Origin of the sequence: Virgibacillus salarius (assembly GCF_039521925.1) — a bacterium.
Classification (GTDB): Bacteria; Bacillota; Bacilli; order Bacillales; family Amphibacillaceae; genus Virgibacillus; species Virgibacillus salarius.
This window is the reverse complement of record NZ_BAAACY010000152.1, coordinates 23,567-46,874: the sequence shown is the minus strand read 5'-3', so window position 1 is coordinate 46,874 and position 23,308 is coordinate 23,567. Positions and strand designations below refer to the sequence as shown.

Sequence of the window (23,308 nt, the reverse complement as noted above, 5' to 3'; positions counted from 1 at the left end):
AGCCGGAGTGGTGGTCAAGCAGTAGTTATTATTCCATAATAGCTACTAGAGGAAGCGTAAATCTGAGCATGTAGTGATAAGGACTGAGCGAATTTTGCTCCGTTTTTTTAGTCCCACATATATCTGTCAGTAATTGTTCGATTGGTTCAAAGGCCTTTAATCATCCCCTTGTGGTACTAACAATCAGTGGGGAATAACAATACCCCCACTGATTGAAGTTTCACTTTATTGGATATGTGAACATCAGCGATCTCTAAAGCAGAACCCTTTTTTCAGAGAAGTTTTATTTTATAATATAAAATTATTTGTATTTAAAGTATAATTACAGTACAAAGCTTTACTTAATTGTCTAGTAAAAAGGAAGGTAATTCATGACGGAAGAGAATATAACGCGGATACATATAGGAAATAAAGAATATATCTTAATTGGAACTGCCCATGTTTCTAAGCATAGTGCTGAACAGGTAAAGAATGTGATTGAAGCAGAAAAACCAGATGCTGTCTGTGTAGAATTAGATGAGCAGCGCTTCCAATCGGTTCAAGATGGTAATAGCTGGCGGGAAATGGATATATTTAAGGTAATTAAAGAAAAGAAGGCAACCTTATTATTAATGAATCTTGCGATATCTTCTTTTCAAAAACGAATGGCGAAACAGTTTGGTATTAATCCAGGTCAAGAAATGATTCAAGGCATTAAGTCTGCAGAGGAGAATGATGCAAAACTTGTGTTAGCAGATCGAAATATCCAGATTACCTTTTCGCGAATATGGCATAATATTGGATTAAAGGGAAAAGCAATATTATTAACGCAAGTGATAGCTAGTATCTTCAGTAGGGAGAGTATTTCCGAAGAAGAGTTAGAAAAAATGAAGACACAAGATACTATAAATACCATTTTGCAGGAGTTTACCGATACATTTCCTAAGTTAAAAGAGCCGTTAATCGATGAAAGGGATCAATATTTAGCGCAAAAAATTAAAGATGCCCCGGGTAATAAGGTCGTTGCTGTACTCGGCGCAGCTCATGTCCCAGGAATTAAAGAAGAGATTAAGCGGGAGCACAATTTGCAAAAACTAGCAGAAATTCCACCAAAGTCGAAGATTCCCAAGATTATTGGTTGGTCTATCCCTGTGCTTATTCTCGCTATCATTGCTTATACGTTTTTTGCGAATCCAGCAGCTGGGTGGGAACAAACGCTGAGCTGGGTGATTTGGAATGGAAGCTTGTCCGCAATTGGAGCTTTAATAGCATTTGGTCACCCGTTAACAATTCTTACTGCATTTTTGGTCGCTCCTCTTACTTCATTAAATCCATTGTTAGCAGCTGGTTGGTTTGCCGGCTTTGTTCAGGCCTATATTCGCAGGCCACATGTGCGGGATTTTGAAACACTTTCGGAGGATGTATTCACCGTTAAGGGCTTTTGGAGGAATAAAGTGACAAGAGTATTATTGATTGTGGTTCTTGCTAATTTAGGAAGCTCACTCGGGACTTTTATCGGTGGTGTAGATGTCATCCGTGTGTTTCTAGAGAACCTATAACAGCTTAATGCTGAAAAGGAGTTTTGGATCACAGTGGATAAGGAAGCACGTATTATCGATGATTTGATGGAGAAAATGATTAAAAAAGCAATGGAGCCAGGAGAAAAGCTCCCCTCAGAAAACCAGCTAGCAACTGCCTATCGTGTACCACGAATTACTGCCAGAAAAGCTCTTATGGTACTAGAAGAACGTGGTTATATATACTCTGTGCATGGGAAAGGACGTTTTTTAAAGGAGGCACCTATTCCCATTCAGCTACATTTAACGGGGAAGGTAAGCTTTACAGATAAAATGAGGCAAGCTGGCTACAATCTAACAACAAAGAATGCGTTTTGTAAGAAAATCGATTATGAAGAGAAAATATTCAAGATACTAAAGGCAACCAACCGAGATACCGTTTATCAAATAGGTAGACTTCGATTGATTGATGATGAACCAATTGCCATTCACCAATCCTTTGTAAACGAGTTGAAGTTCCCGCAAATTGCTGAAGATGGCCCTAAGATTAAGTCGATGTTTTCTTATTATCGAGAATTAGGCTATACACAATTTACGAGTAATCAAACATTGCTTAGTATTACGTTCCCTACTTTTTCTGAGCAGCAATTATTATCTTGTAGCAGTATGGTACCACTTATTATCGTGGAAAGTGACTGCTTGGATGTAGAGACAGGGGATGTCCTCGAGTATACGAAAATACTCTACCGGAGTGATAAATTTAAATACGATATTACGATGCAATAGGAACTAGTAACACTCCTTATTTATAGGATAGCCAATAAGAAAAACGGAGCAAAATTCGCTCAGTCCTTATCACTACATGCTCAGATTTACGCTTTCTCTAGTAGCTATTATGGAATAATAGCTACTGCTTGCTTGACCACCACTCCGGCTACCCACTTCCCTTTCCGTGGGGTTTGTCCTTCAGCTAACTTTTTTAGCAAAACCCGCTCAAAAAAGTGGATCTTCAGGTCAAACATTTCCCACAGGAGTTGAAGTGGCCGGCCTTCGCTATTATCAGGCTCTACAACGCTAGCATGAAGTAACACAACTGCTTTTTATACTCACGGATAACGATTTTCACTTTACCCATTGTAAAAAAAGTCAACCTATTACTTATGACAAGAATTGTTGCACTTTCTCATAGCGGAGACTAATTACGTAGACTCCTGTGGGATTAGCGCGAGCCGAAAATCCACTTTGCAACGTGTTCTTCTTTGCAAAGTTAGTTGAGGCCGTGCCCGCCGAAAGCGAAGTGATTAGTCGGAGCATTGCCAATATACATCAAACATTTCAAAATAACTACTTGGCTTAACGCAGTCATTGCACTGATTTTATACTTTCTTAACTTATAAAAAAAACTAGATTCGTTTTACTTTACCTCTTTAGATAAACCAATATCTAAAGAGGTATTTTTATCCCATCTATTACTGGCAGTAAGACCCCCACTTTCAATTACTAATGAAATGGGAGATCGCCTGACAGTAAATGTCTGATTGGTTCAAAGCAAAGACCTCTAGGTCATACCCTTGTGGTACTAACAATCAGAGGGTAATAAACAAAACCCCTACTGATTGAAGGTTCGGGATTTTTAAAATATGTCGTCTTACACATACGATAGGATGGTGAAAATGGATGAAAAACAGGAAAGTAAAGGTACGCTTTCGATGAAAGAGAAAGCAGTTTCGTTTTTACGACTCGTAGCATCAGGGAAAGTCAGGAAAGCGTATAGTAGTCACGTCGGTCCAGGCTTTTGCCATCACCCCCCTTATTTTCGTGGTGATGCTAATTCACTTATGTTAGCAATGGAGGAAAATGCAGCAGAGAATCCTGACAAGCTATTTGAGGCCAAACGTATTATTGGAGATAGCGAATTCGTTGCGGTTCATTCACTTGTCAAACAAAACAAGGATGACCTTGGAGGTGTTGTTGTTCATATTTTCCGTTTCCAGGATGACAAGATTGTTGAATTGTGGGATGTGGGTCAACCCATTCCAGAGGATTCCCCTAATGAGAATGGGGTGTTTTAAACTCCTGAAAATGTGTATACCAAACGCTCTTTTCATCAATTCGGTCTCCTATAATTCGGTAATCTTAAATAGAATTTAGCAAAGATATCTTTAAAAATAAAAACCAGCTAAACCTTCTTCTGTGAAGATAGCTGTTTTTTTGATGTGTGAAATTGTATATACGAAACATGCCGGGATTAAATATTAAAAATTTAAAATATTGTAAATTTAGTGTAAATTAACAGCGATACGTCTTGTTTTTTATGTATAGCTCGTAGATAATGTGATTGTAATAAAACACCTTAACATTTAAATATAACTTATTTGAAATAAATTTACTACCTAAGGTTTTTATTTTTAAATTATATGTAATATTCAGATAATAAGTTATGGCTAATTTAGGAGGGCTCCATATGAAAATAATCTTAAAGAATATTTCCATGAAATTTGATGATGTAATTGCTGTAGACAAGCTTAATGTAACGATGGAGGAAGGTAGCCTAGTTTCTTTGCTAGGACCAAGTGGATGTGGAAAAAGTACTACCTTGTTCATGTTGGCTGGATTATACCAGCCTACTTCTGGCCAATTATTTTTTGGTGATCAGCTCGTCAATAACATCCCACCAGAAAAAAGAGAAATTGGTATGGTTTTTCAAAATTATGCACTATACCCACATATGACGGTGCTTAAAAATATTATGTTTCCTCTAAAAATGGAAAAGGTGCCAAAGAAGATTGCTATGGAAAAAGCTCGTGATATGGCGTCGCTCGTACATATAGATCACTTATTAGATCGAAAGCCTGGCCAATTGTCAGGAGGTCAGCAGCAGCGCGTTGCCATCGCTCGTGCACTTGTAAAAAAACCGAAGTTACTCTTGTTGGACGAGCCATTATCTAATTTAGATGCTCGACTAAGGTTGGAAATGCGTGAAGAGATTAAACGTATTCAACAAGCCACAGGTATTACGACCATTTTTGTGACACATGATCAGGAAGAGGCGTTAAGCATTTCAGATAAAATTCTCTTGATGAAGAATGGCAGATTTCAACAGTTTAGTGGGCCACAAGATATTTATGATCATCCTAAAAACGAATTTGTCGCACAATTTCTCGGGAATCCACCTATTAATCTTTTATCAGCAACTCTCAGTGGAGATAGGTATACCGTTCAGCTCACGGAAACGGGAGAAGTTATTCAACTTCCATACCCAGTTTCAAAGGAAGTTAAGTGGAATGAATTATTGCTCGTTGGTATTCGACCTGAGGATTTATATATAGAAGTCGATGAAAACAAGCAGGGTATTGGAGGAAAGGTGCTTATAGTCGAACGAATTGGTAGGGATAACTTGGTAAGTTTCCTTATAGGTGAACGAAAGGTAAGAGCAATCGTTCCGCTGGATGCCTCCATTACACAAGGACAGCGGGTTAAATTCGGATTACATCCAAATCGCTTTCATATTTTTAGAGAAACAGATGGAGAGAATCTATTAACAGGAAAATCGCTTAAAACCAGCCATCAGCATAGTGAGGAGGAAGTAGTTTGAATGAAAGTTCTACTATAAGAAAAACAATAAAAGCATTTTTCTATCTGCTTCCAGCATTGGCGGTGCTTATCGTATTTAACTTATATCCGATTATAAAGTCTTTTATCATGAGCTTTTATACGGATTACGACTATTTTAAAGACGAGGTATATGCTCGTGGGTTCGACAATTATCAGTATATCCTTCAAGATGATGAATTTTGGCGCTCTATGTATAACACGTTGATATATGTGATAGGGGTAGTACCGATTTCCATTCTATTATCATTAGGTATTGCTGTGATGCTAAACCAGAACATCCGTCTCAGAGGATTGTTCCGAACCATTTATTTTGTTCCGTTTGTTACCTCCGTTGTTGCAGTATCTATTGTTTGGCGATGGATTTTTCATACAGAATACGGCGTTTTGAATTATTTCTTAAGCTTTATTGGAATTGACGCGATTGAATGGCTAACAGATCCGCAGTGGGCAATGCCTTCATTAATTATTCTTGCAATTTGGAAGGGGCTCGGCTATAACATTATTATTTTTCTAGCAGGACTGCAAAATGTGAACAAGCAGTATTATTTAGCAGCACAGATAGATGGTGCTTCTAAATGGGAGAGATTTAAAAATATTACAGTACCACTAATCTCTCCGACGACCTTTTTTATTTCTATTATCTCGATTATCAATGCATTCAAGGTGTTTGATGAAGTGTTTGCACTGTTTGGCGGGCAGCCAGGTCCTGCTGGTAGTGCTCAAACCATTGTGTATTACATCTTCAATAGATTTTATGGGGGTTGGGACTTTGGCGTTGCTTCTGCTGCCGCGTATATGTTGTTTTTGGTAATCTTTATCTTTACCTTCATCCAGCTATATGTTGGGAAGAAAAAGGTAAATTATTAATAGGGAGGATGCGAAGAAATGGTAAAGAAAGAAGCGATGTCTAAAGGATTTATTTATCTGTTACTAACGCTAGGTGCTTTATTAATGCTCCTTCCATTCGTCTGGATGATTAGTACTTCATTAAAGGCCTCTAATGAAGTTATGATTATGCCTCCACAATGGATTCCTGGAGATTTTCAGTGGGAGAATTATTCGAAAGCTTTTGAGGTTGCCCCATTTGCGCGCTATGCCTTTAATAGTTTTTTTGTATTGATTGCAAGTACGCTAGGTGAATTAATAACGACCATTTTGGCAGCCTATGCTTTTTCGAGAGTTCAATTTTATGGGAAAAATATCATTTTTGCCATACTACTAGGAACCATGATGGTTCCAGGAGAAGTACTATTGACACCAAATTTTGTTACGTTGGTAAACCTAGGTTGGATTGATCAATATGAAGCTTTAATTGTTCCATGGCTTGCAAGTATATTTTCGATTTTTTTATTACGTCAGTTCTTTCTTGGAATTCCCCAAGAACTTTCCTATGCTGCCAAAATTGACGGTTGCAGTGATTTCAAGTTTCTTTGGACAATCATGGTACCACTTGCAAAGCCTGCGCTAATAACCATTGTAATACTAAAAGCAATTGGTAGCTGGAACGCATTCCTTTGGCCATTAATTGTGACTAATTCAGAGGAAATGCGGACACTTCCAGTAGGCTTGACTGCTTTCAGTACAGAAACAGGTACTGTCTATGAATTATTAATGGCTGCTTCGACTATGATTATTCTGCCGATGATCATTTTATATATTATTTTGCAAAAGTACATTATTGAAGGGGTAGCAAAGGCTGGTTTAAAAGGATAAGTTCGACTATCGGTGTGATGGAACCTCGAGCTTTACGTTCTAAAGCAGGGGCGGGTAGGTAGGTGCTAATTGTTCAACTTACTTCTGTTAGAGGAATCAATGCTCTACAGAGTGACGTTTTTACAATATAAAATACATAATGATGGAGGGTATAATATGAAAAAGTTTTTATTCGTTTTGCTTGTAGGTCTAATCGCAATTAGCTTAGTAGCATGTGGGAATGCTGAGAAACCAAATGAGGACAAGAAAAAAGAAACGGCTTCTGTTCCAGAAGAGCTAACAGGTCCAGTAGAAATTGAATTTTGGCATGCTATGACAGGTGGTCTAGAGGAGACGTTAAAAACAATGACAGATGAATTTAATCAGTCTCAGGATAATATTACGGTAAAGCTTGTTAGCCAAGGATCGTACGATGATTTGTCAAAAAAATTAATGGCTTCTGCTAAAGCAGAAAACGCGCCCGTCATGGCACAGGCTTATGAAGACTGGATGACGCAGTACATTGAGAATGATTTAATCACTGACCTAACACCATATATGGAACATAAGCAGCATGGTTGGTCTAAAAATGAATTAAACGATATTGTTTCGGTTTTCCGTGAAGCGAATACATGGGAGGACAAGATGTATGGTGTCCCATTTAATAAGAGTACTGAAGTTCTTTACTACAATACAGACATGCTAACAGAAAAGAATCTAGAGATACCAGCAACCTGGGAAGGTTATCAGGCTGCAGCAAAAGCACTTACAACGAATAAAGACGGTAAGCAAGTGGTTGGATTAGGCTTTGAGAATTCAATAGGGCTATCCTTCCCAACGTATGTGCGCCAAGCAGGAGGCAAAACAATCGATGGTGCAGTGGATGAAGTAACCTTCAATACTCCAGAAGCCAAAACAGCGCTTGAATTTTTAAATGGGATGATTGCAGAAGGTACTGCCAGGCTTGCTGGAGAAGATGGTTATATGTCGAGTCCATTTGGTCGGGGAGACGTTGCAATGTATGTAGGATCATCAGCTGGAATATCCTTTGTTGGTGCTGAAGCGGAAGGAAAGATCAACTGGTCTGTAGCACCATTACCTAAAGGTAAAGCAGCAGCAATGGCTTTTCAGGGTACCAATTTAGCTATATTTAATTCTGCAACCGACGAAGAAAAGCTTGCTGCTTGGGAGTATATGAAGTTTCTAACAAGTACGGAACAGACTGTTTTTTGGGCAAAATCCACTGGTTATGTGCCAGTACGTACGTCTGCATTAGAGACGGATGAATGGAAAAAGTATGTAGAGGAAAATCCAGCCTATGGAGTAGCAGCTTCCCAATTTGATGCTGGCTACTATGATCCCCATATCAAAGGGAAGTCTGGTATAAATGAAGCTTTGAATAAGGAGATCCAATCCGTATTATTACAAGAAAAGTCAATTGAAGATGGACTAAAGGACTTGCAAAAATCGGCACAGGATGCTGTAGATAAAGCAAATTAGTAGGTTTAAGCAAAAAGTGGAAACATTAAAAGTATATGGCAAGGTAGGAGCTGAACAGGCTCCTCCTTGAAATTATAAGAAGGTAGGCGAGTAGGTTGAAAGAAGCATGTAATCACACAAAAATCCGCTTTTGGGGAGGACTGCGTACGATTGGCGGTACAATTGTATCCATTGAATACAAAGAGAGTCGTGTAATTTTTGATTTTGGTTTAATCTTTAGTCCAGATACCAGTATGTTGGATGAGAAAATAGAAGAGCGATCAAGCAAGATCGTGAAGGATTACCTGAAACTCGGATTGATACCACCGATAGATGGTATCTATCAGGCTGAAGATCTCGAGGGATTAGCTGATCCTCTTCCAGAAGAACGGGACGCAAGGCATACAGCTGTGATTGTTTCTCATTTACATTTGGATCATATGGGAGGCGTGGGTATGCTGTCACCACAAATTCCTGTCTATTTCACAGAGGACTCCTTGAAATTGTATCGGTCATTGGAAGTAGTAGGGGAAGCCGTAAAGGGGCATAAACCAAGCCTTCGTGCTTGTACATATAATGAGACGTTTCAAATTGGCGAGATTTGTATTACGCCAATTCGGGTTGATCATGATGTCATAGGTGCCTGTGGTTTTCATGTGCAGACACCAGATGGAGCCGTATTTTACACCGGTGATTTTCGTCTTCATGGAAAAAATCCTCAATGGATGGAAACCGCGATCGAAAAAGTGAAGGACCGAGGCTTTGATGTACTCATCATGGAAGGAACAACATTACGGGGAATCGAAGAAAGGAAACAGCCAATTATTGCTGATCGAGCATTGCCTACGAGCTTAGTAAAGGAAGCTAGTATTGCTGGTCATATGATGGAAATCTTACAGGAGACAACCGGTCTCGGGTTATTTAATATCTATCACCGCAATATTGAACGTTTAAAAACAATGCTGGAAGTTGCCAATCTAGCTAAGCGAAAGCTTGTGTTTGAATTAGAAACAGCATATATAGCTGAACAATTTCTCGGCAAAAGGAATTTTTCAGTATATCTTCCAGCAAATACGAAGCATGAGAGCATCATAGGGACATTACCTGGTTGGAAGGAGGATTTAATGAGTCGCTATGAAACAGTGGATGCAAGCGTTATTAACAGAAATCCATCGGCGTATTTATTACAAATGAGTTATGAAAATTCATTAGAGCTATTTGATTTACATGTAAGTCAAGGAGTGTATCTTCACTCTAACGGTACACCTTTAGGAGATTACGATCCGGCTTATCATCATCTGATAAATTTATTGAATATGCTTGGTGTGCCAAGATTTTTAGCAGGTACTGGAGGGCATGCCATTCCGCAGCATTTAAAGTATATATTGGAGAGGTTGAACCCAAAAACATTGATCCCGTTACATAGTTTTCATCCCGAACGACTCATTCCAGACCATGGTCGGCTAGTAATGCCTGAATATGGGGTAACGTATGTATTGAAAAATAATGAACTCTATAAATCTAACGGTTGAGACCGGGAATAGCATTAGTATTTCCGGTCTTTTTGTTTGTCTCGTTTTATCCCACATCTAACTGGCAGTTAGACCTCATCTAATTTGAAGCTTCACTTTATGTGAAAATAGTATCCTTTGGTATGCTGTTTTGTTATATGGACTAAAGGTCATCTGTCTTCGTTCGTTTACATGATAAAGGATTCCTTTACAAATTCTTTACGATATTTTAAAACACAGCAACTTGGCAACAAGTTACGATGGGTTTGTAAAGGAGGGTGCATGAAATGAAGAGGCGCAGAAGAACCGAAATTCTTATTCAAGATGATACAACATTGGCAAAGCAGCTCGCAGAAGGCCTTTTACAGAACTATACTTATCGGGAAATTGTCGCTCCGCACTACGGATTAACGATGGTTAAGATGCGAGAGTCGGCTAAGAACTCCTTATTCTATATTGGCGAAGTACTTGTAACAGAAGCAAAAGTAGAAATCAATCAGCATGTCGGCATTGGTGTTGTCCAGGGAATGGAAGACGAATTAGCATTACAGCTTGCCATTATCGATGCTGCTTACAATGCCAATTTACCGCAAACGAAGGAATGGCATGATTTACTTCTACAGGCAGAGGCCGAAATAACGATGAAAAAAGCTAAAAAACAGGCAGAACTATTTGAAACAAAGGTAAACTTTGAAACGATGGACAATTGAGTTGAAGCTAATAGGGAAGTCTCAAAAGGTACAGGTAGACACAACGACTAGAAGATACCAGACTCCTGGGAAAGAGTTATCGTACGGAACGAGTAGTTGTTGACCGGTAGCAATCAGTGGCGGATAAACAAAACCCATACTGATTGAAGTTTCAGTTTATTAAAAATAGGGGATTAGGGGAGATTGTATGGCTATAGATCAAGTGCATGATTTACAGCAAGTATATAGGAAGATCTTGTATAGTATGTCTCGACCTGGTGACATTTCAATTCTTCGAGAACAGGCAGAGCAGGTGGATTATCAATTACCATGTTATGATGCTACTTTACTTAGCGCAATGGCTTTATTAGATGGAGAGGTTTCCTTTCATCTTATATCAGAAAAACAGCAGCAGGTTGGCGGAAAAATATCGGAATATACCTTAGCAAAGCAAGCACCTGCTGATAAGGCAGATTATATTATCGTTTTACAGGATGCAACGGAGCTATCCATCTTACAGGCGATCTATCAGTGTAAAATAGGTGATTTAATTGATCCCCAAAATTCCAGCACGTGGATCATCGAAACAACAAAACTTTCGAATACGGCTGAATTGAAATTAATGGGACCCGGTATTAAAAATGAGGTCAAGCTGTTTACGGGCATTTATACAAAAGCATGGCAAGCTCGTAAGGAACGAATAAATGAGTACCCCTTAGGCATCGATCTGATTATAACAGATGCGCAGGCACATATCGTTTGTATCCCTAGAACGACTACAGTTGAAATTACGGGGGTGGAATAAATGGGGTATGTAGCAGTTAAAGGTGGAACAAAGGCGATTGAGGCTTCGATTAAACGATTAACCTATGAGCGTTTAAAGGAAAGTGAGATTATTGAGGTTAAAACGATAATGGCAACAATGCGATCCCTATTGGATCAAGTTATGTCGGAGAGTAGCTTGTATTCTCCCTTTCTAGCAGCATTATCCATCAAACAGGCTGAGGGAAGTATGGAAGAGGCCGTTTTTATTATGCGAGCACATCGATCAACCTTGCCTAGACTATATTACAGTCAAACCGTAGAATCGGAGTCAATGTTTGTTGAGCGTCGTATCTCTGCAAGCTTTAAAGATATTCCTGGGGGGCAATTGCTAGGAGCAACCACAGATTATACACATCGATTATTGGATTTTTCTTTATTGGATGAGCGTGTTAAGCAGAATGAAGAATGGGTAAAAGCTTATGAACGGGAGCTTGCAAACATAAAAGCTACGGATAAGGTTAGCTATTTCCCTAAAGTGGTGGAATATCTAAGAAAAGAAGGGTTATTTGATACCTATGAGGCTGATGATACGAAACCGGTTGATATCACGAAGGAAAACCTTCCATTCCCTGCTCCAAGAAGTGCAAGGCTGCAAGTATTAACTCGTGGTCAAACAGGAGCGGTAACTGCATTGGGATATGCATCTTTACGGGGATATGGGCAAGTACATCCAACCGTTGGAGAAGTACGTGTGGGCGCACTACCTGTCTATGTTGACCAGCCGAATGGTACAGGACAGAATCATGAAGATCCATATTATATTGGGGAAATTAAAGTTTCGGAAGTGGAGTCGTTTGTACCAGTATCAACGAAAAACCAAAAGAATGAAGCGGAATTGGAATTTGAAATCGGATATGGTGTTTGCTATGGCCAAAATGAAACGAAGGCAATTGCAATGAGTATTTTAGATCAATGCTTGGAGCATCCTGAATCCAATTTTCCTACACATGATGAAGAGTTTGTACTGCTACATATTGACTCTGTTGAGTCTACTGGTTTCATTTCACATTTGAAGCTACCACATTATGTGACCTTTCAGTCTAAGCTGGATAGTGTTCGTGAAGTGAAAAAGGAGGGGAAAGAGTAATGAAAACAATGACACACTTTGCCTTTTTCGATGAAGGTTCTAAAAAGGAGATTCGTCGCGCCACGTTAAAAGCAGTCGCTATTCCAGGCTATCAAGTCCCTTTTGCTTCGAGAGAAATGCCGATAGCAAGAGGCTGGGGGACAGGAGGACTTCAGCTTACCCTATCCTTAATCGGCAAGACAGATATCGTAAAAGTAATTGATCAGGGGGCTGATGAATCCGTAAACGCTGTTAGCATTAAGAAGTTGGTGCAACAAACAACCAATGTAGCACTAACGGAGAACACAGAAGCAGCATCACTTATACAATCAAGGCACCGAATCCCGGAAGTACCATTAACGAAGGAGCAAATACTTGTATTGCAAGTACCAACTCCAGAACCACTTCGACAAGTGGAAGCTAGTGAATATATAACCAAAAGATTACATGCGGAAGATGAATATAGTGGAGCATGGCTGCTTTTGTTTGAACAAATTATGAAGTACGGAAAGACAGCAACAGGGGCGGATCATCCGGTTTATGTGAATGGGCGTTATGTAATGGCCCCTAGCCCAATTCCGAGGTTTGATAATCAGAAATTGCATTATTCTGAAGCTCTTATTCTTCTGGGTGCAGGGAGAGAGAAGAAAATTTATGCTGTCCCGCCATATACAGATGTAAATTCACTTGCGTTTGAGGATTATCCTTTTACAGTGGAATCCTTTGCCGATCATACATGTTATTTATGCGGTGCTGATGATGTGTTTCTCGATGAGCTAATCGATGAAACTTCTGGTAAGAGCTATTATCAATGTAATGATACAAGCTATTGTGTCGATCGGTTAAATTCACTGAAGGAAAAGGAGGCTGCACCCACTCATGCATGAACAACCAATCTTATGCGTTCGGAATTTAAATAAACAATTCGGTGGTGGTTGTCAGGATTGTAGAGAAACGTCCACTCGAAAACTAGAGAGAAATTATTGCTCCACATGTGGGACGGTATATGCTTGCCAGGATATATCCTTGGAATTATTCCCTGGTGAAATCCTTGGGATTGTAGGAGAAAGTGGCAGTGGAAAATCTACGATGATGCAGTGCTTATATTTTGATGAGCCAGTTACTTCCGGAGATGCATATATTCATGATGTTGAATTGGAAGGGCAGAATGTATTTAATCTGTCTTCACAAAAGAAACGATATATTCGTAATCATAAATACGGAATGGTCTATCAAAATCCGGTAAAAGGATTAAAAATGAATTTTTCTACCATAGGTAATATTGCAGAAAAACAAATTGCTGCAGGTAATCGTAACGTTACAACGATGGAGAGGACGGGTAGTGAGTTGTTAGAAAATGTCCATATCCCATTGTTTCGAGCGAAGGAGGAGCCACGTAATTTTTCCGGTGGTATGCAGCAGCGTGTTCAAATTGCAAAAGCACTTTCGAATAATCCGCCCATTCTATTTCTCGATGAAGTTACAACAGGTCTTGATTTGTCCGTTCAAGCAAATGTATTGGACTTGATTAAGAGGATTCAAAGAGAATCTGGAATTAGTATGATCGTTGTATCGCACGATCTAGCAGTTATTCGAATGCTGGCAGATCGCACAATTGTCATGCTGAACGGAGCCATCATTGAACAAGGGCTAACAGATCAGATTATGGAAGATCCACAACATGCGTACACGCAACGATTGGTTTACTCATTATTATAGGAGGGATAGCTACGGTGTATATTATTCATAATGGAAAAGTGATTACAGAAGAAACGATTTTAGAAGGATATGCTGTTGTTGTGGAAGGTGATCATATCCAAGCGATTATTCCTGAAGAAAGCATTAATGAATATAAAGCTGCAGACCACATAAACGCAAATGGTGGGTATATTTCACCTGGATTTATTGATATTCATTCTGATTATATTGAGACAATTGCTTCTCCACGGCCAACGAGTATGATGGATTTCCATATTAGCTTACGTGAGGCCGAAAAAATACTAATTAGTCATGGAATAACGACGATGTTCCACTCGCTTTCCTTCTATCGTGAGGATGTATTTACACATAAGCCAATGCGTTATCCAGAGAATGTGCAGCGCATGGTAGATGCTATTGCAGCTACTCATAATGAGCTTCATTTAATCCGCCATCGACTGCATGCGCGGTTTGAGATTGATAATGTTTCAGAAGTTGATCGACTGATTCAAAATATAAACGATGATAAAGTCCATTTATTGTCTTTTATGGATCATACACCTGGGCAAGGACAGTATCGTGATTTAGAGGTATACAGACAAACCCTTCAGGGATATCGTGCATTATCAGATGATGATGTACAGACAATTATTTTAGAACGTCAAAATATGAAATGCTTGTCGATCGATCAAATAAAAGAAATAGCTGACATAGCTTTAGCAAAGGGAATAGCTGTAGCCTCGCATGATGACGATAATGTGGAGAAGCTGGATTTAGTAGCTTCATTTGGAACCACAATTAGCGAATTTCCAATAACCCTTGATATTGCCAAAAAGGCTAGAGAATTAGGGCTAAAGACAATTGCTGGAGCTCCTAATGTAATGCTTGGAGGTTCTCATTCTGGCAATCTATCTGCTGCTGAGGCAATTGCTGAAAACAGTATTGATATTCTTTGTAGTGACTATTATCCAGCAGCATTATTACATGCCATCTTTACATTAAGTGAGTCGTACAGCAATGATTTACACGAGATGTTTATGAAAGTCACGCTTAATCCTGCTAAAGCCGTACGCATGGATGGAGAGATCGGCTCTATTAAGGCTGGAAAGAAAGCAGACATTATCATCATTGAACGGATGGATGATGGGTATCCAATGCTGACAGCTACGATGGTAAATGGAGCGTTAATTACAACGACAAACTACCGTACCAATTAAAGACGTAGGAGTAAGGAGGAATGAGTCGATGGCATTATTAGAGGTTAAGAATTTCGGTAAGCAATTTACGATTCATCATCTGGGGAAAACGATGCAAGCTGTGGAGAACATTCATTTTTCTTTGGATAAAGGTGAATTTATAGGGATTGTTGGCAAAAGTGGGAGTGGCAAATCTACTATTTTAAAAAGTATCTACCGAACCTATCTGCCCGATACTGGAAATATAGTATATGATTCAAATCGGTTCGGAAAGATTGATTTAGCGAAGGTAACGGAGAGAGAAATGCTGTATTTGCGAAAGCATGAAATCGGCTATGTATCTCAGTTTTTGAATGTCATGCCTCGTACAACATCTAGACAGCTCATAGAAAAAGCGTTACTAGAAATGGAGGAACCAGCAACTATTGCCAAGACTGAGGCTGAGAAAGCATTAAAGCATTTTGAATTGGATCGAAAATTATGGGATGCGTATCCCAATACGTTTTCAGGCGGGGAGAAGCTTCGATTAAATATTGCAATCGCAACAGTGAAGAAACCAAGGTTACTGCTACTTGATGAACCTACTGCAAGTTTAGATCAGCAATCAAAAGTGAAGGTACGTGAGATTATCGAGAAACTAAAAGCAGATGGTACTACATTAGTCGGTATTTTTCATGATATCGAATTTATGGATGGGCTTTGCGATAAGGTGTACGATATGAAATCTAGTCCTGTATCTCTACAGGAGGAAGGTGTTCTATGTGAAGGCTGATCTCCATGTTCATAGTACGTACTCCGATGGGGCAGATTCTGTTTATGAAGTTCTACAAAAAGCAGCTAATCATGGGGTCAATTACGTAAGCTTTGTGGATCATGACAGTACGATGGGGCTGGGGGAAAAACAAGTGCTTGGTGCCGAACTAGGGATAAAAGTGATTCCTGGAATAGAAATATCAGCATATGATTTTAAGCGTAAACGAAAGGTTCATATCCTTGGTTATCATTACCATGAACAGGCTAAACATATTGAAGCACTTTGTCGGCCTGTACGAGAAAGGCGTAGAAAACATACTCTTTGGCAAATCGAGCAACTAAAGCGTGTAGGCTATCGATTGGATCAACAAGCTATTATTTCGTCGGCTCTACCTAGTCTAACAGTTTATAAACAACATGTTATGAATTATTTAACAAAATCTGCTTACACTTCTGAAGCATATCAACAACTATATCAAAGTCTGTTTAAAGGTAATGGACCTGCTTCTGGAGATATTGAGTATGTGGATGCGTTTGATGCGGTGAAAGCCATTGTAGCAGATGGTGGGCTTGCAGTAGTTGCACATCCCGGCCAACTTCATTCGTATGATATCATTCCTGAACTAGTCGAGGTTGGGTTAGGTGGCATTGAAAGGAATCATCCAGATCATACGAAAGTAGATCATCAACATGTGGAAGAACTAGCTAACACATATCAACTCATAATGACAGGTGGAACAGATTATCACGGTGCATTTGGTACTCCAATCACTGTAGGATCTATCGTTAGTCCTCAGATTCCGATTGAACGAACGGTTAATTATTAAGGGTATGTAAACAAGCTTAAATAATAGTTAAAAAAATGTAAATATAAACTATTTTTAGATTATTTATGTTTCAATGATATAGGACAAATCAATAGAATCGTGAATGCTATCCCCCTGTTTCGTCTATTGGCTTGTCAGATAATCTATGGATGAGGAGCGTTAAGGATGAAAAAAACAATAACGAGGATTGCTGTTTTGCTTTTATTAGCTATTGCTGCGGTTGGTTGCTCGACAGGTAATGCCAACGGAGAGGCTGAAGTTGATGATGTGATTGATATTGTTTGGTATCCAAATGAATCTGGTGAGGATTTGAAATCATCTCGTGATGAAATTGGTAAGGTAATTGCAGACGCAACCGGAAAAGAAGTAGAGCATCACTTAACGACAGATTATGCCATTGCTATTGAGACTTTGGTGAATAATAATGCAGATGTTGCCTTCATGGGGGCACAGGGATACATTGAGGCCAATAAAAGTAATGACGCTATTCAACCTTTAGTTGTTCCTACAGGCCCATCAGGAACATTAGATGATGCGGTATACCATAGCTGGTTAGCGGTAAACATTGATGATCAGGAGAATTACAAAAAGGATGGAGAATTTTCACTTGATACCATTGCTGACAAAAAGTTTTCCTTTGTATCAAACAGTTCTACCTCAGGATTTAAAGTACCTTCTTCAAGTATATTAGCACATTTCACTGAACAGGATGAATATGCAGATTTAACGGAAGAAGATCTAATGGAAGCTGGTCCACTGTTCTCTCAAGTATTGTTTGGGAATTCTCATCAGGGATCTGCGGTGAATTTATTATCGGGTAATGCAGATGTTGCTGCATTTTGTGATACATGTGTAGAAAATTACGTGGAGGTTGCGGAAGGTGAAGAAAATACAGTAGGTTCTGTTTATCGCGTGAAGGACGATGCTGCAGAACCATTTAATAAGGTAACAGATAGCGAATTTACACTAATGAGTGTAACCCCAGTATTAAATGCGCCCTTTGCTGCAAATATGGATACGTTAGGTGAAGAAGATTATAAAAAATTACAAGAGGTTCTAACCTCAGATGAAGTTGCGAATAACCAAGGAATTTTTGTACCAGAGGATTCGGAAGACTCCGCATTATTCTTCAAATCCGATAAGGAACGATTCGCGCCAGTAGAGGATGCTTGGTTTGATCCAATACATGAAATTTCGAAGTAAGATTGGTGGATAGATGATGGTTGAAAGAGTATGCACCTTTTTCTGGGCATACTCTTCATTTTACAAATGGAAGGGAGAAGCTATCATGTCATTGTTGCAAGTAGTTGGTCTTGGGAAATCGTACGATACAGAAACAAAGGTATTAGAGAATGTGAATTTTGATATAGAAGCTGGTGAGTTTGTATCCATCATTGGTCCTTCAGGAGCTGGAAAATCAACATTGCTTCGATGTATCAATCGGATGGTGACAATTAGTGAAGGAAATGTCCTATTCGATGGTGCTAATGTGGGAACTCTTGGAAAGAAACAGTTACGACGACTACGGACAAATATTGGGATGGTATTTCAACATTATAATTTAGTACCTCGTTTAACCGTAATTGAAAATGTCCTTCACGGGCGTTTTGGATATAAAACAACATTGCAGGGGGTCTTAGGTAGATTCACGGAACAAGAAAAAAAGCGTGCCTTTTATCTTCTGCAAAAGCTAGGCATTGAAGAGCATGCTTATAAGCGCTGTGACCAACTAAGTGGAGGGCAGCAGCAACGAGTGGGAATCGCCCGCGCGCTTATTCAAGATCCAAAGCTTGTACTATGTGATGAACCAATAGCTTCACTTGATCCGAATGCTTCCAAGGTTATTATGGACCATCTGAAATCAATTACTTCCGAGCTGGGTATTACCTGTATGGTGAATTTGCATCAAGTGGAAGTAGCTCAACAATATTCGGATCGCATTATTGGTCTAAATCAAGGGAAAGTTGTATTCGACGGTTCCAATCACCCATTAACAGATGATCGAATTAATCGTATTTATGGAACACAAACAAGAGAATTAATTACGGTGTGAGGAGAAATCGACTGTGAATCAAAAAGTGATGCAAAAACGAAAATGGCAATCTACTTTGTTTCTATTAATTATTATAGCTGTCACGTATCTTTCAGCTGTCATAACTAACTTTAATTTTGTGGATGGCTTAGCCGCTTTTCCTGCCGCTATCGGCTGGATCATCTCCAATTTGTTAATTACACAAGAGTCATTGGAACGACTGCCAACCATTCTAGAAAAGCTAAACGAGACTGTATTCATGTCTATTGCAGCAACCACAACAGCTGCAGTTATATCGATATTTTTAGGATTAATGGGATCTAAAACAACAAGCTTGAACGGAATATTAAGTGTAGTGGCTCGATTCATTGCAGCTGTTTCAAGAAATATCCCCGTTGTTGCATGGGCGCTGATTTTGCTTCTGTCATTTGGACAAAATTCGGTAACGGGTTATTTAGCTTTGTTTGTCGGGACGGTCGGTTTCTTAACTCGAGCTTTTATCGAATCCATTGATGAAGCTAGTCAAAGCTCTGTTGAAGCATTGACGGCTACTGGAGCGACGTATTTTCATATTGTCAATAAAGCGGTCATTCCACAATGCTTGCCTCAGATGATTAGCTGGATTCTATTCATGATCGAAACCAATATTAGAAGTGCAACACTGGTAGGTATTCTAACTGGTACGGGAATAGGCTATACCTTTGATATGTATTATAAGTCGATGAACTACAATGCGGTAGCGCTTGTGACATTTAGTATTGTCATCGCAGTGATCATCATTGAACTAATCTCAAATTATATACGGAAGGTGATTTTGTAATGGAAACTATAACAAAGCCAACGTATATGAAGCGAAAAAAAGATGGCAGTATTTCTCTTAAATCTGGTAGTAAGTCAGAGCGAGTAATGCGCTGGACAATAATTTTATTTATTCTATTGACGATTGTAGGCTTTCTATTCTTTGATTATACGGGTCTGCATCTAACTACTGCCATTACAGAGACGGCATATAATTTGAAAGTAATGTTTCTAGAGCCTGCCTTAAATCACTTTAGTTGGGGAGAAGCACTTTATCAAATAGGGATTACACTTGGGTTAGCAGTTCTTTCAACCGTGCTTGGAGCAGTTATTGCTCTCTTTCTTTCGTTGATGGCGGCTACAAATCTGTCCAAAGAGTGGATTTCTAAAATTGTTCGGATTATCGTTGCCTTTATTCGAGCAGTGCCCACCGTTCTCTGGGTCTTGATTTTTGCAATTGCAGCAGGATTAGGTAGTGAAGCTGCGGTCCTTGGTATGCTCTTTCATTCCATTGCTTATCTTGTAAAAGCTTTTTCAGAAGCATTTGAAGAAGTAGATAAAGGAATACTGGAAGCATTGCGAGCTACCGGGTCGAATTGGTGGCATGTAGTAATGCATGGTGTGCTTCCTTCCACATTTACATATTTATTATCATGGACGTTTTTACGTTTTGAAATTAACTTTTCAGTTGCTGTAGCGATGGGAGCTGCTGCTGGTGCAGGTGGTATTGGGTTTGAGTTATTTATGGCCTCCGGTTTTTATTTTGACTTGAGTGAGGTTGGATTTATTACGTATGCTATTCTTCTCATAGCCATTATTTTAGAAGTATTATCGACGCGGCTGAAAAAAAGATATTTTCCTGCTTCTGTACGTCACTAAATAATTTTAATGTAGCATCATCAAGCTTGGCGGTCTTCCAAAATGGGAATGACTGCCGAGCTTTTTTTGTTTTAGCCTAGGAAATGCCCAAGTGGATAAATATGGGCGTGTTGAACCGCGTCCATCACCAGCGCCCAGAAACGGGGCGACTTCACGAATCGCCCTAATCTAAGTCATTTCGGCTCGTAAGCTCACCGTGATTTCCTTATCTCCGTTGACTCGCTCTAAACGCTACGTTTCTATTCGGGCGTTTGCGCTTTTGTTCAATGATCCATCTGACTTTTACGGCATCTTTTTGTATGACTCGGATAAAAGCGTTGAACAAATGCGTATTAGCTATAGATATAGAGTTTCTAAATCGATAAGTTAGAATAAAACATGCATTTGTCGGTGTGTATCTTACAAATAATCTGAATAAAAAGTTAAGCTATAAAATAATGGAACTGACGTAAAATTGATATTAATTGGTATTTAGAATTCAACTCCCTTTATCGGAATAAATAATCATATAATTACAGTTCCATATGCTTAATTTGAATTACCTTGTTCTCTTAACTTATGTCTTAAAGGCCTGTAAAGTAAAATTCCCACAGCAATAAACAATACTGCTGTCAGGTTTAGTAAAAGAACTGTACCAATAAAATTAAAAATGGTTGCTAAAGCCATTCCGGCTAAAGTAGCCAAGGCTATCATTGTATTATACGAGCCAAAAACACGACTTAGGTAATCTTCAGGAACATGCTCCTGAAGTAATGTTTCTAACCTTACACTAAATATGATATTAGGCACTCCTAGTAGAACATTTAGGATTAAAACGATTAACAGATACGGTAAATTGAACATGAAAAGAAACATAATTCCAGTAAGCAACAAACTGATCATAATAAGTGGAAATGGGTTTACCTTTTTATTTAATTTTAACAATAAATAGCCACCTATTAATCCACCGACTCCTTCAGCTGATTCTATCCAACCAAATTCAACTGAACTTTCACCCATTACATCTAATACATAGGGTACAAATAGGACATTGATCATACCTTGAGCAAGCCAAGTAATAGATGACATCCAGAAAATGACTAGAAATAATTGATTTTTTCGAACGATTTTAATACCCTTCCACCAGTCATTCCAAAACTTTAACCATTTTACCATTAGTGTCGATTTTTCTTTGGATTCTGCTTGTTTAACAACTGATAATGTGATTAATGATATAAGGATGCTTGAGATGATGTATGATAATATATCAATTGCAATTGATATATGAAGTCCACCGATACCTAGTAATGCACCACCTAAAGAAGGGCCAACAAGACGGATAATATTGTCACTTACAATTGTGATTGAATTAGCATCAACGATGTGCTCTCGTTCTACAATATCTACCATCAATGAACGGTGAGCTGGCATAAATACAGTGCCAATCATGTTTTGAATAAAAACAATCAAAAAAAAGACCCAGAGGTGATCGGCAGGAATGACAAATAAGCCACACAATATGATCCCACGAATTAAATCCGTAAAGACCAATGTCCATTTTTTATTTAATCTCTCAACAATAGTCCCTGCAATGGAACCAAAGAAAAGTCGTGGAATCATCTGAGTTATAAACATCGTACCAGTTGCGATAGTTGATCCTGTCAGATTATGTATGTATAGAGGCAAAACAATTAATAAAATCCAATCACCCAACGCCGAAGTTTGGCGGGCAGCCCAAATGAACAGGAAATTCTTTTGACGAAGTAAGTGTGTAACCACAATACATCACCTCGCTTTCATAAGATAAATTATTAATATTTTAGGGAAACTTTTACGTTTAAGAAGAATATTAGTGTTAAATACTAAAATGTGCTACGAAGTTTAACCAAGGTACTTTTGTGAAGAGCAAAATAATGTTAGTTAAGCTTAGTGCCCCAATCATATAAAAACCTCCTTATCTATATGATAGGAGGTAGTATATGAATCAGTGACCTATGCAATGTTTCCAAGCCTCGGCCTGTAACGCTTTCCCCTTTTTATCAAAACGCCAAAAAGTAGGAATTAATACCGTATGGGTTAAATTCTGTCTAGGAGTTATATTAAATGACAATGTTCGTGACTCTTCTTCCAAACTTTCAACTAACATCTCATTAGGTGAAAGTTGAAATTCACGATGTACAATACAAAGACCAAAAATATCTTCCAGACCAAGTTCTATTAATGTACTAGAAAATTCATTGAGAAAATCATAACTATTCCTAAGTGTTAGTTCATTATTGATTGATTCCTCTGTTAATGTATTAACTTTAACAAATTCTAGGGGATACCAAAGAAGATTCCCATTTTTATTTTTAGATAGCTTCCATGTAAAAGGAATAACTTCATCATTATTAAGATTGGATAATGGTTTTATTACGGAACTATTGTCTCTGACTTCCTCAACTAATTGTTCTCCATCTCTAACACGAAAATGTCTATGAGCCATTGTAATACCAACTACATCTGTAAGTCCATGGCGATGGACTACTTCTCCAAGCTTTAGTAAATACTCTTCTGCTCCTTTATCCAAAAAACGTTTTCTAGCGATGTCTAATTCATTTAAATTGTCGAATACTGTGCTGTCATAATTTGTTAACATAGTAGTCGCCTCCTAAATTTTTAAACTAGTCAAACATCATGCAAATAATAGCAAAGTTAGTTTAAATAGTCAATGTTTAATTATAATTTTGACAACAAATAAAATATTATGTGATTTACTACATTATTTTAAATC

General features: G+C 38.6%; 23 protein-coding genes. 20 read left to right on the top strand and 3 right to left on the bottom strand.

Going from position 1 to position 23,308, the window contains the following annotated elements:
* Positions 1-371 precede the first annotated feature (371 nt).
* Together ABDZ84_RS18970 and ABDZ84_RS18965 are read left to right on the top strand one after the other, a co-directional pair.
* Positions 372-1,538 carry a TraB/GumN family protein gene (locus ABDZ84_RS18970; protein ID WP_121604100.1) on the top strand — a complete coding sequence of 389 codons (1,167 nt, stop codon included), beginning with the start codon at positions 372-374 and terminating at the stop codon, positions 1,536-1,538.
* Between the two features lie 33 nt (positions 1,539-1,571).
* On the top strand, positions 1,572-2,282 hold the full coding sequence (locus tag ABDZ84_RS18965) for a GntR family transcriptional regulator (protein ID WP_308036005.1): 711 nt from the start codon (positions 1,572-1,574) through the stop codon (positions 2,280-2,282).
* Between the two features lie 107 nt (positions 2,283-2,389).
* On the opposite strand, the gene ABDZ84_RS18960 is transcribed toward ABDZ84_RS18965, so the two are convergent.
* Positions 2,390-2,587, bottom strand: coding sequence for a hypothetical protein (locus ABDZ84_RS18960; RefSeq protein ID WP_343782630.1), 198 nt, complete (start codon positions 2,585-2,587; stop codon positions 2,390-2,392).
* A 582-nt stretch (positions 2,588-3,169) separates the two neighbouring features.
* On the opposite strand from ABDZ84_RS18960, the gene ABDZ84_RS18955 reads away from it, so the two are divergent.
* The 18 genes from ABDZ84_RS18955 to phnE (ABDZ84_RS18870) all read left to right on the top strand — a co-directional run bounded on the left by ABDZ84_RS18955 (position 3,170) and on the right by phnE (ABDZ84_RS18870) (position 20,556).
* Positions 3,170-3,568 carry a nuclear transport factor 2 family protein gene (locus tag ABDZ84_RS18955; RefSeq protein ID WP_321133533.1) on the top strand — a complete coding sequence of 133 codons (399 nt, stop codon included), beginning with the start codon at positions 3,170-3,172 and terminating at the stop codon, positions 3,566-3,568.
* Between the two features lie 392 nt (positions 3,569-3,960).
* The gene (locus tag ABDZ84_RS18950; RefSeq protein ID WP_343782628.1) at positions 3,961-5,091 is read left to right on the top strand and encodes an ABC transporter ATP-binding protein; all 1,131 of its coding nucleotides are present in this window, start codon (positions 3,961-3,963) and stop codon (positions 5,089-5,091) included.
* Positions 5,088-5,978 carry a carbohydrate ABC transporter permease gene (locus ABDZ84_RS18945; RefSeq protein ID WP_343782626.1) on the top strand — a complete coding sequence of 297 codons (891 nt, stop codon included), beginning with the start codon at positions 5,088-5,090 and terminating at the stop codon, positions 5,976-5,978. Before ABDZ84_RS18950 ends, ABDZ84_RS18945 begins: the two co-directional genes overlap by 4 nt.
* A gap of 18 nt (positions 5,979-5,996) precedes the next feature.
* Positions 5,997-6,824, top strand: a complete 828-nt coding sequence (locus ABDZ84_RS18940) for a carbohydrate ABC transporter permease (protein WP_026681889.1) — start codon at positions 5,997-5,999, stop codon at positions 6,822-6,824.
* A 156-nt stretch (positions 6,825-6,980) separates the two neighbouring features.
* Positions 6,981-8,303 (top strand): ABC transporter substrate-binding protein, encoded by a 1,323-nt coding sequence (locus ABDZ84_RS18935; protein ID WP_343782623.1) that lies wholly within the window; start codon positions 6,981-6,983, stop codon positions 8,301-8,303.
* Between the two features lie 95 nt (positions 8,304-8,398).
* Positions 8,399-9,814, top strand: coding sequence for an MBL fold metallo-hydrolase (locus ABDZ84_RS18930; RefSeq protein WP_343782622.1), 1,416 nt, complete (start codon positions 8,399-8,401; stop codon positions 9,812-9,814).
* A 266-nt stretch (positions 9,815-10,080) separates the two neighbouring features.
* On the top strand, positions 10,081-10,503 hold the full coding sequence (gene phnG, locus ABDZ84_RS18925) for a phosphonate C-P lyase system protein PhnG (RefSeq protein ID WP_026681886.1): 423 nt from the start codon (positions 10,081-10,083) through the stop codon (positions 10,501-10,503).
* A gap of 187 nt (positions 10,504-10,690) precedes the next feature.
* Entirely contained in the window at positions 10,691-11,287 is a 597-nt protein-coding gene (gene phnH, locus ABDZ84_RS18920; protein WP_343782619.1) for a phosphonate C-P lyase system protein PhnH, read from the top strand.
* Positions 11,288-12,394 (top strand): carbon-phosphorus lyase complex subunit PhnI, encoded by a 1,107-nt coding sequence (locus tag ABDZ84_RS18915; RefSeq protein ID WP_343782617.1) that lies wholly within the window; start codon positions 11,288-11,290, stop codon positions 12,392-12,394. It abuts the gene before it with no gap.
* Positions 12,394-13,260 carry an alpha-D-ribose 1-methylphosphonate 5-phosphate C-P-lyase PhnJ gene (locus ABDZ84_RS18910; protein ID WP_121604092.1) on the top strand — a complete coding sequence of 289 codons (867 nt, stop codon included), beginning with the start codon at positions 12,394-12,396 and terminating at the stop codon, positions 13,258-13,260. Before ABDZ84_RS18915 ends, ABDZ84_RS18910 begins: the two co-directional genes overlap by 1 nt.
* The gene (locus ABDZ84_RS18905; protein ID WP_166529895.1) at positions 13,253-14,092 is read left to right on the top strand and encodes an ATP-binding cassette domain-containing protein; all 840 of its coding nucleotides are present in this window, start codon (positions 13,253-13,255) and stop codon (positions 14,090-14,092) included. The genes ABDZ84_RS18910 and ABDZ84_RS18905 overlap by 8 nt, the downstream gene beginning before the upstream one ends.
* Positions 14,093-14,106: 14 nt before the next feature.
* Entirely contained in the window at positions 14,107-15,288 is a 1,182-nt protein-coding gene (phnM, locus tag ABDZ84_RS18900) for a phosphonate metabolism protein PhnM (protein ID WP_026681881.1), read from the top strand.
* Positions 15,289-15,316: 28 nt separating this feature from the next.
* Positions 15,317-16,039, top strand: coding sequence for a phosphonate C-P lyase system protein PhnL (gene phnL / locus ABDZ84_RS18895; protein ID WP_343782613.1), 723 nt, complete (start codon positions 15,317-15,319; stop codon positions 16,037-16,039).
* Positions 16,029-16,847: a PHP domain-containing protein gene (locus ABDZ84_RS18890; RefSeq protein WP_026681879.1), complete on the top strand. Its 819-nt coding sequence runs from the start codon at positions 16,029-16,031 to the stop codon at positions 16,845-16,847. The genes phnL and ABDZ84_RS18890 overlap by 11 nt, the downstream gene beginning before the upstream one ends.
* A gap of 165 nt (positions 16,848-17,012) precedes the next feature.
* Positions 17,013-18,050 carry a PhnD/SsuA/transferrin family substrate-binding protein gene (locus ABDZ84_RS18885; protein ID WP_343782610.1) on the top strand — a complete coding sequence of 346 codons (1,038 nt, stop codon included), beginning with the start codon at positions 17,013-17,015 and terminating at the stop codon, positions 18,048-18,050.
* An 85-nt stretch (positions 18,051-18,135) separates the two neighbouring features.
* Positions 18,136-18,900 carry a phosphonate ABC transporter ATP-binding protein gene (phnC, locus tag ABDZ84_RS18880; RefSeq protein WP_343782608.1) on the top strand — a complete coding sequence of 255 codons (765 nt, stop codon included), beginning with the start codon at positions 18,136-18,138 and terminating at the stop codon, positions 18,898-18,900.
* A gap of 13 nt (positions 18,901-18,913) precedes the next feature.
* Entirely contained in the window at positions 18,914-19,699 is a 786-nt protein-coding gene (gene phnE / locus ABDZ84_RS18875) for a phosphonate ABC transporter, permease protein PhnE (RefSeq protein WP_026681876.1), read from the top strand.
* Complete coding sequence (phnE, locus tag ABDZ84_RS18870; RefSeq protein ID WP_026681875.1) at positions 19,699-20,556, top strand: phosphonate ABC transporter, permease protein PhnE; 858 nt, start codon at positions 19,699-19,701, stop codon at positions 20,554-20,556. Before phnE (ABDZ84_RS18875) ends, phnE (ABDZ84_RS18870) begins: the two co-directional genes overlap by 1 nt.
* A 528-nt stretch (positions 20,557-21,084) precedes the next feature.
* Here phnE (ABDZ84_RS18870) and ABDZ84_RS18865 read toward each other — a convergent pair.
* Both ABDZ84_RS18865 and ABDZ84_RS18860 read right to left on the bottom strand, forming a co-directional pair.
* On the bottom strand, positions 21,085-22,314 hold the full coding sequence (locus tag ABDZ84_RS18865) for an MFS transporter (RefSeq protein WP_026681874.1): 1,230 nt from the start codon (positions 22,312-22,314) through the stop codon (positions 21,085-21,087).
* A 205-nt stretch (positions 22,315-22,519) separates the two neighbouring features.
* Positions 22,520-23,173, bottom strand: a complete 654-nt coding sequence (locus tag ABDZ84_RS18860) for a hypothetical protein (protein WP_026681873.1) — start codon at positions 23,171-23,173, stop codon at positions 22,520-22,522.
* Positions 23,174-23,308: the final 135 nt, after the last annotated feature.

Coding starts and splice junctions, on each gene's coding strand:
- ABDZ84_RS18970 (WP_121604100.1), top strand. CDS start 372: ATGACGGAAGAGAATATAACGCGGATACATATAGGAAATAAAGAATAT.
- ABDZ84_RS18955 (WP_321133533.1), top strand. CDS start 3,170: ATGGATGAAAAACAGGAAAGTAAAGGTACGCTTTCGATGAAAGAGAAA.
- ABDZ84_RS18950 (WP_343782628.1), top strand. CDS start 3,961: ATGAAAATAATCTTAAAGAATATTTCCATGAAATTTGATGATGTAATT.
- ABDZ84_RS18940 (WP_026681889.1), top strand. CDS start 5,997: ATGGTAAAGAAAGAAGCGATGTCTAAAGGATTTATTTATCTGTTACTA.
- ABDZ84_RS18935 (WP_343782623.1), top strand. CDS start 6,981: ATGAAAAAGTTTTTATTCGTTTTGCTTGTAGGTCTAATCGCAATTAGC.
- phnG (WP_026681886.1), top strand. CDS start 10,081: ATGAAGAGGCGCAGAAGAACCGAAATTCTTATTCAAGATGATACAACA.
- phnH (WP_343782619.1), top strand. CDS start 10,691: ATGGCTATAGATCAAGTGCATGATTTACAGCAAGTATATAGGAAGATC.
- ABDZ84_RS18915 (WP_343782617.1), top strand. CDS start 11,288: ATGGGGTATGTAGCAGTTAAAGGTGGAACAAAGGCGATTGAGGCTTCG.
- ABDZ84_RS18910 (WP_121604092.1), top strand. CDS start 12,394: ATGAAAACAATGACACACTTTGCCTTTTTCGATGAAGGTTCTAAAAAG.
- ABDZ84_RS18905 (WP_166529895.1), top strand. CDS start 13,253: ATGCATGAACAACCAATCTTATGCGTTCGGAATTTAAATAAACAATTC.
- phnL (WP_343782613.1), top strand. CDS start 15,317: ATGGCATTATTAGAGGTTAAGAATTTCGGTAAGCAATTTACGATTCAT.
- ABDZ84_RS18885 (WP_343782610.1), top strand. CDS start 17,013: ATGAAAAAAACAATAACGAGGATTGCTGTTTTGCTTTTATTAGCTATT.
- phnC (WP_343782608.1), top strand. CDS start 18,136: ATGTCATTGTTGCAAGTAGTTGGTCTTGGGAAATCGTACGATACAGAA.
- phnE (WP_026681875.1), top strand. CDS start 19,699: ATGGAAACTATAACAAAGCCAACGTATATGAAGCGAAAAAAAGATGGC.
- ABDZ84_RS18860 (WP_026681873.1), bottom strand. CDS start 23,173: ATGTTAACAAATTATGACAGCACAGTATTCGACAATTTAAATGAATTA.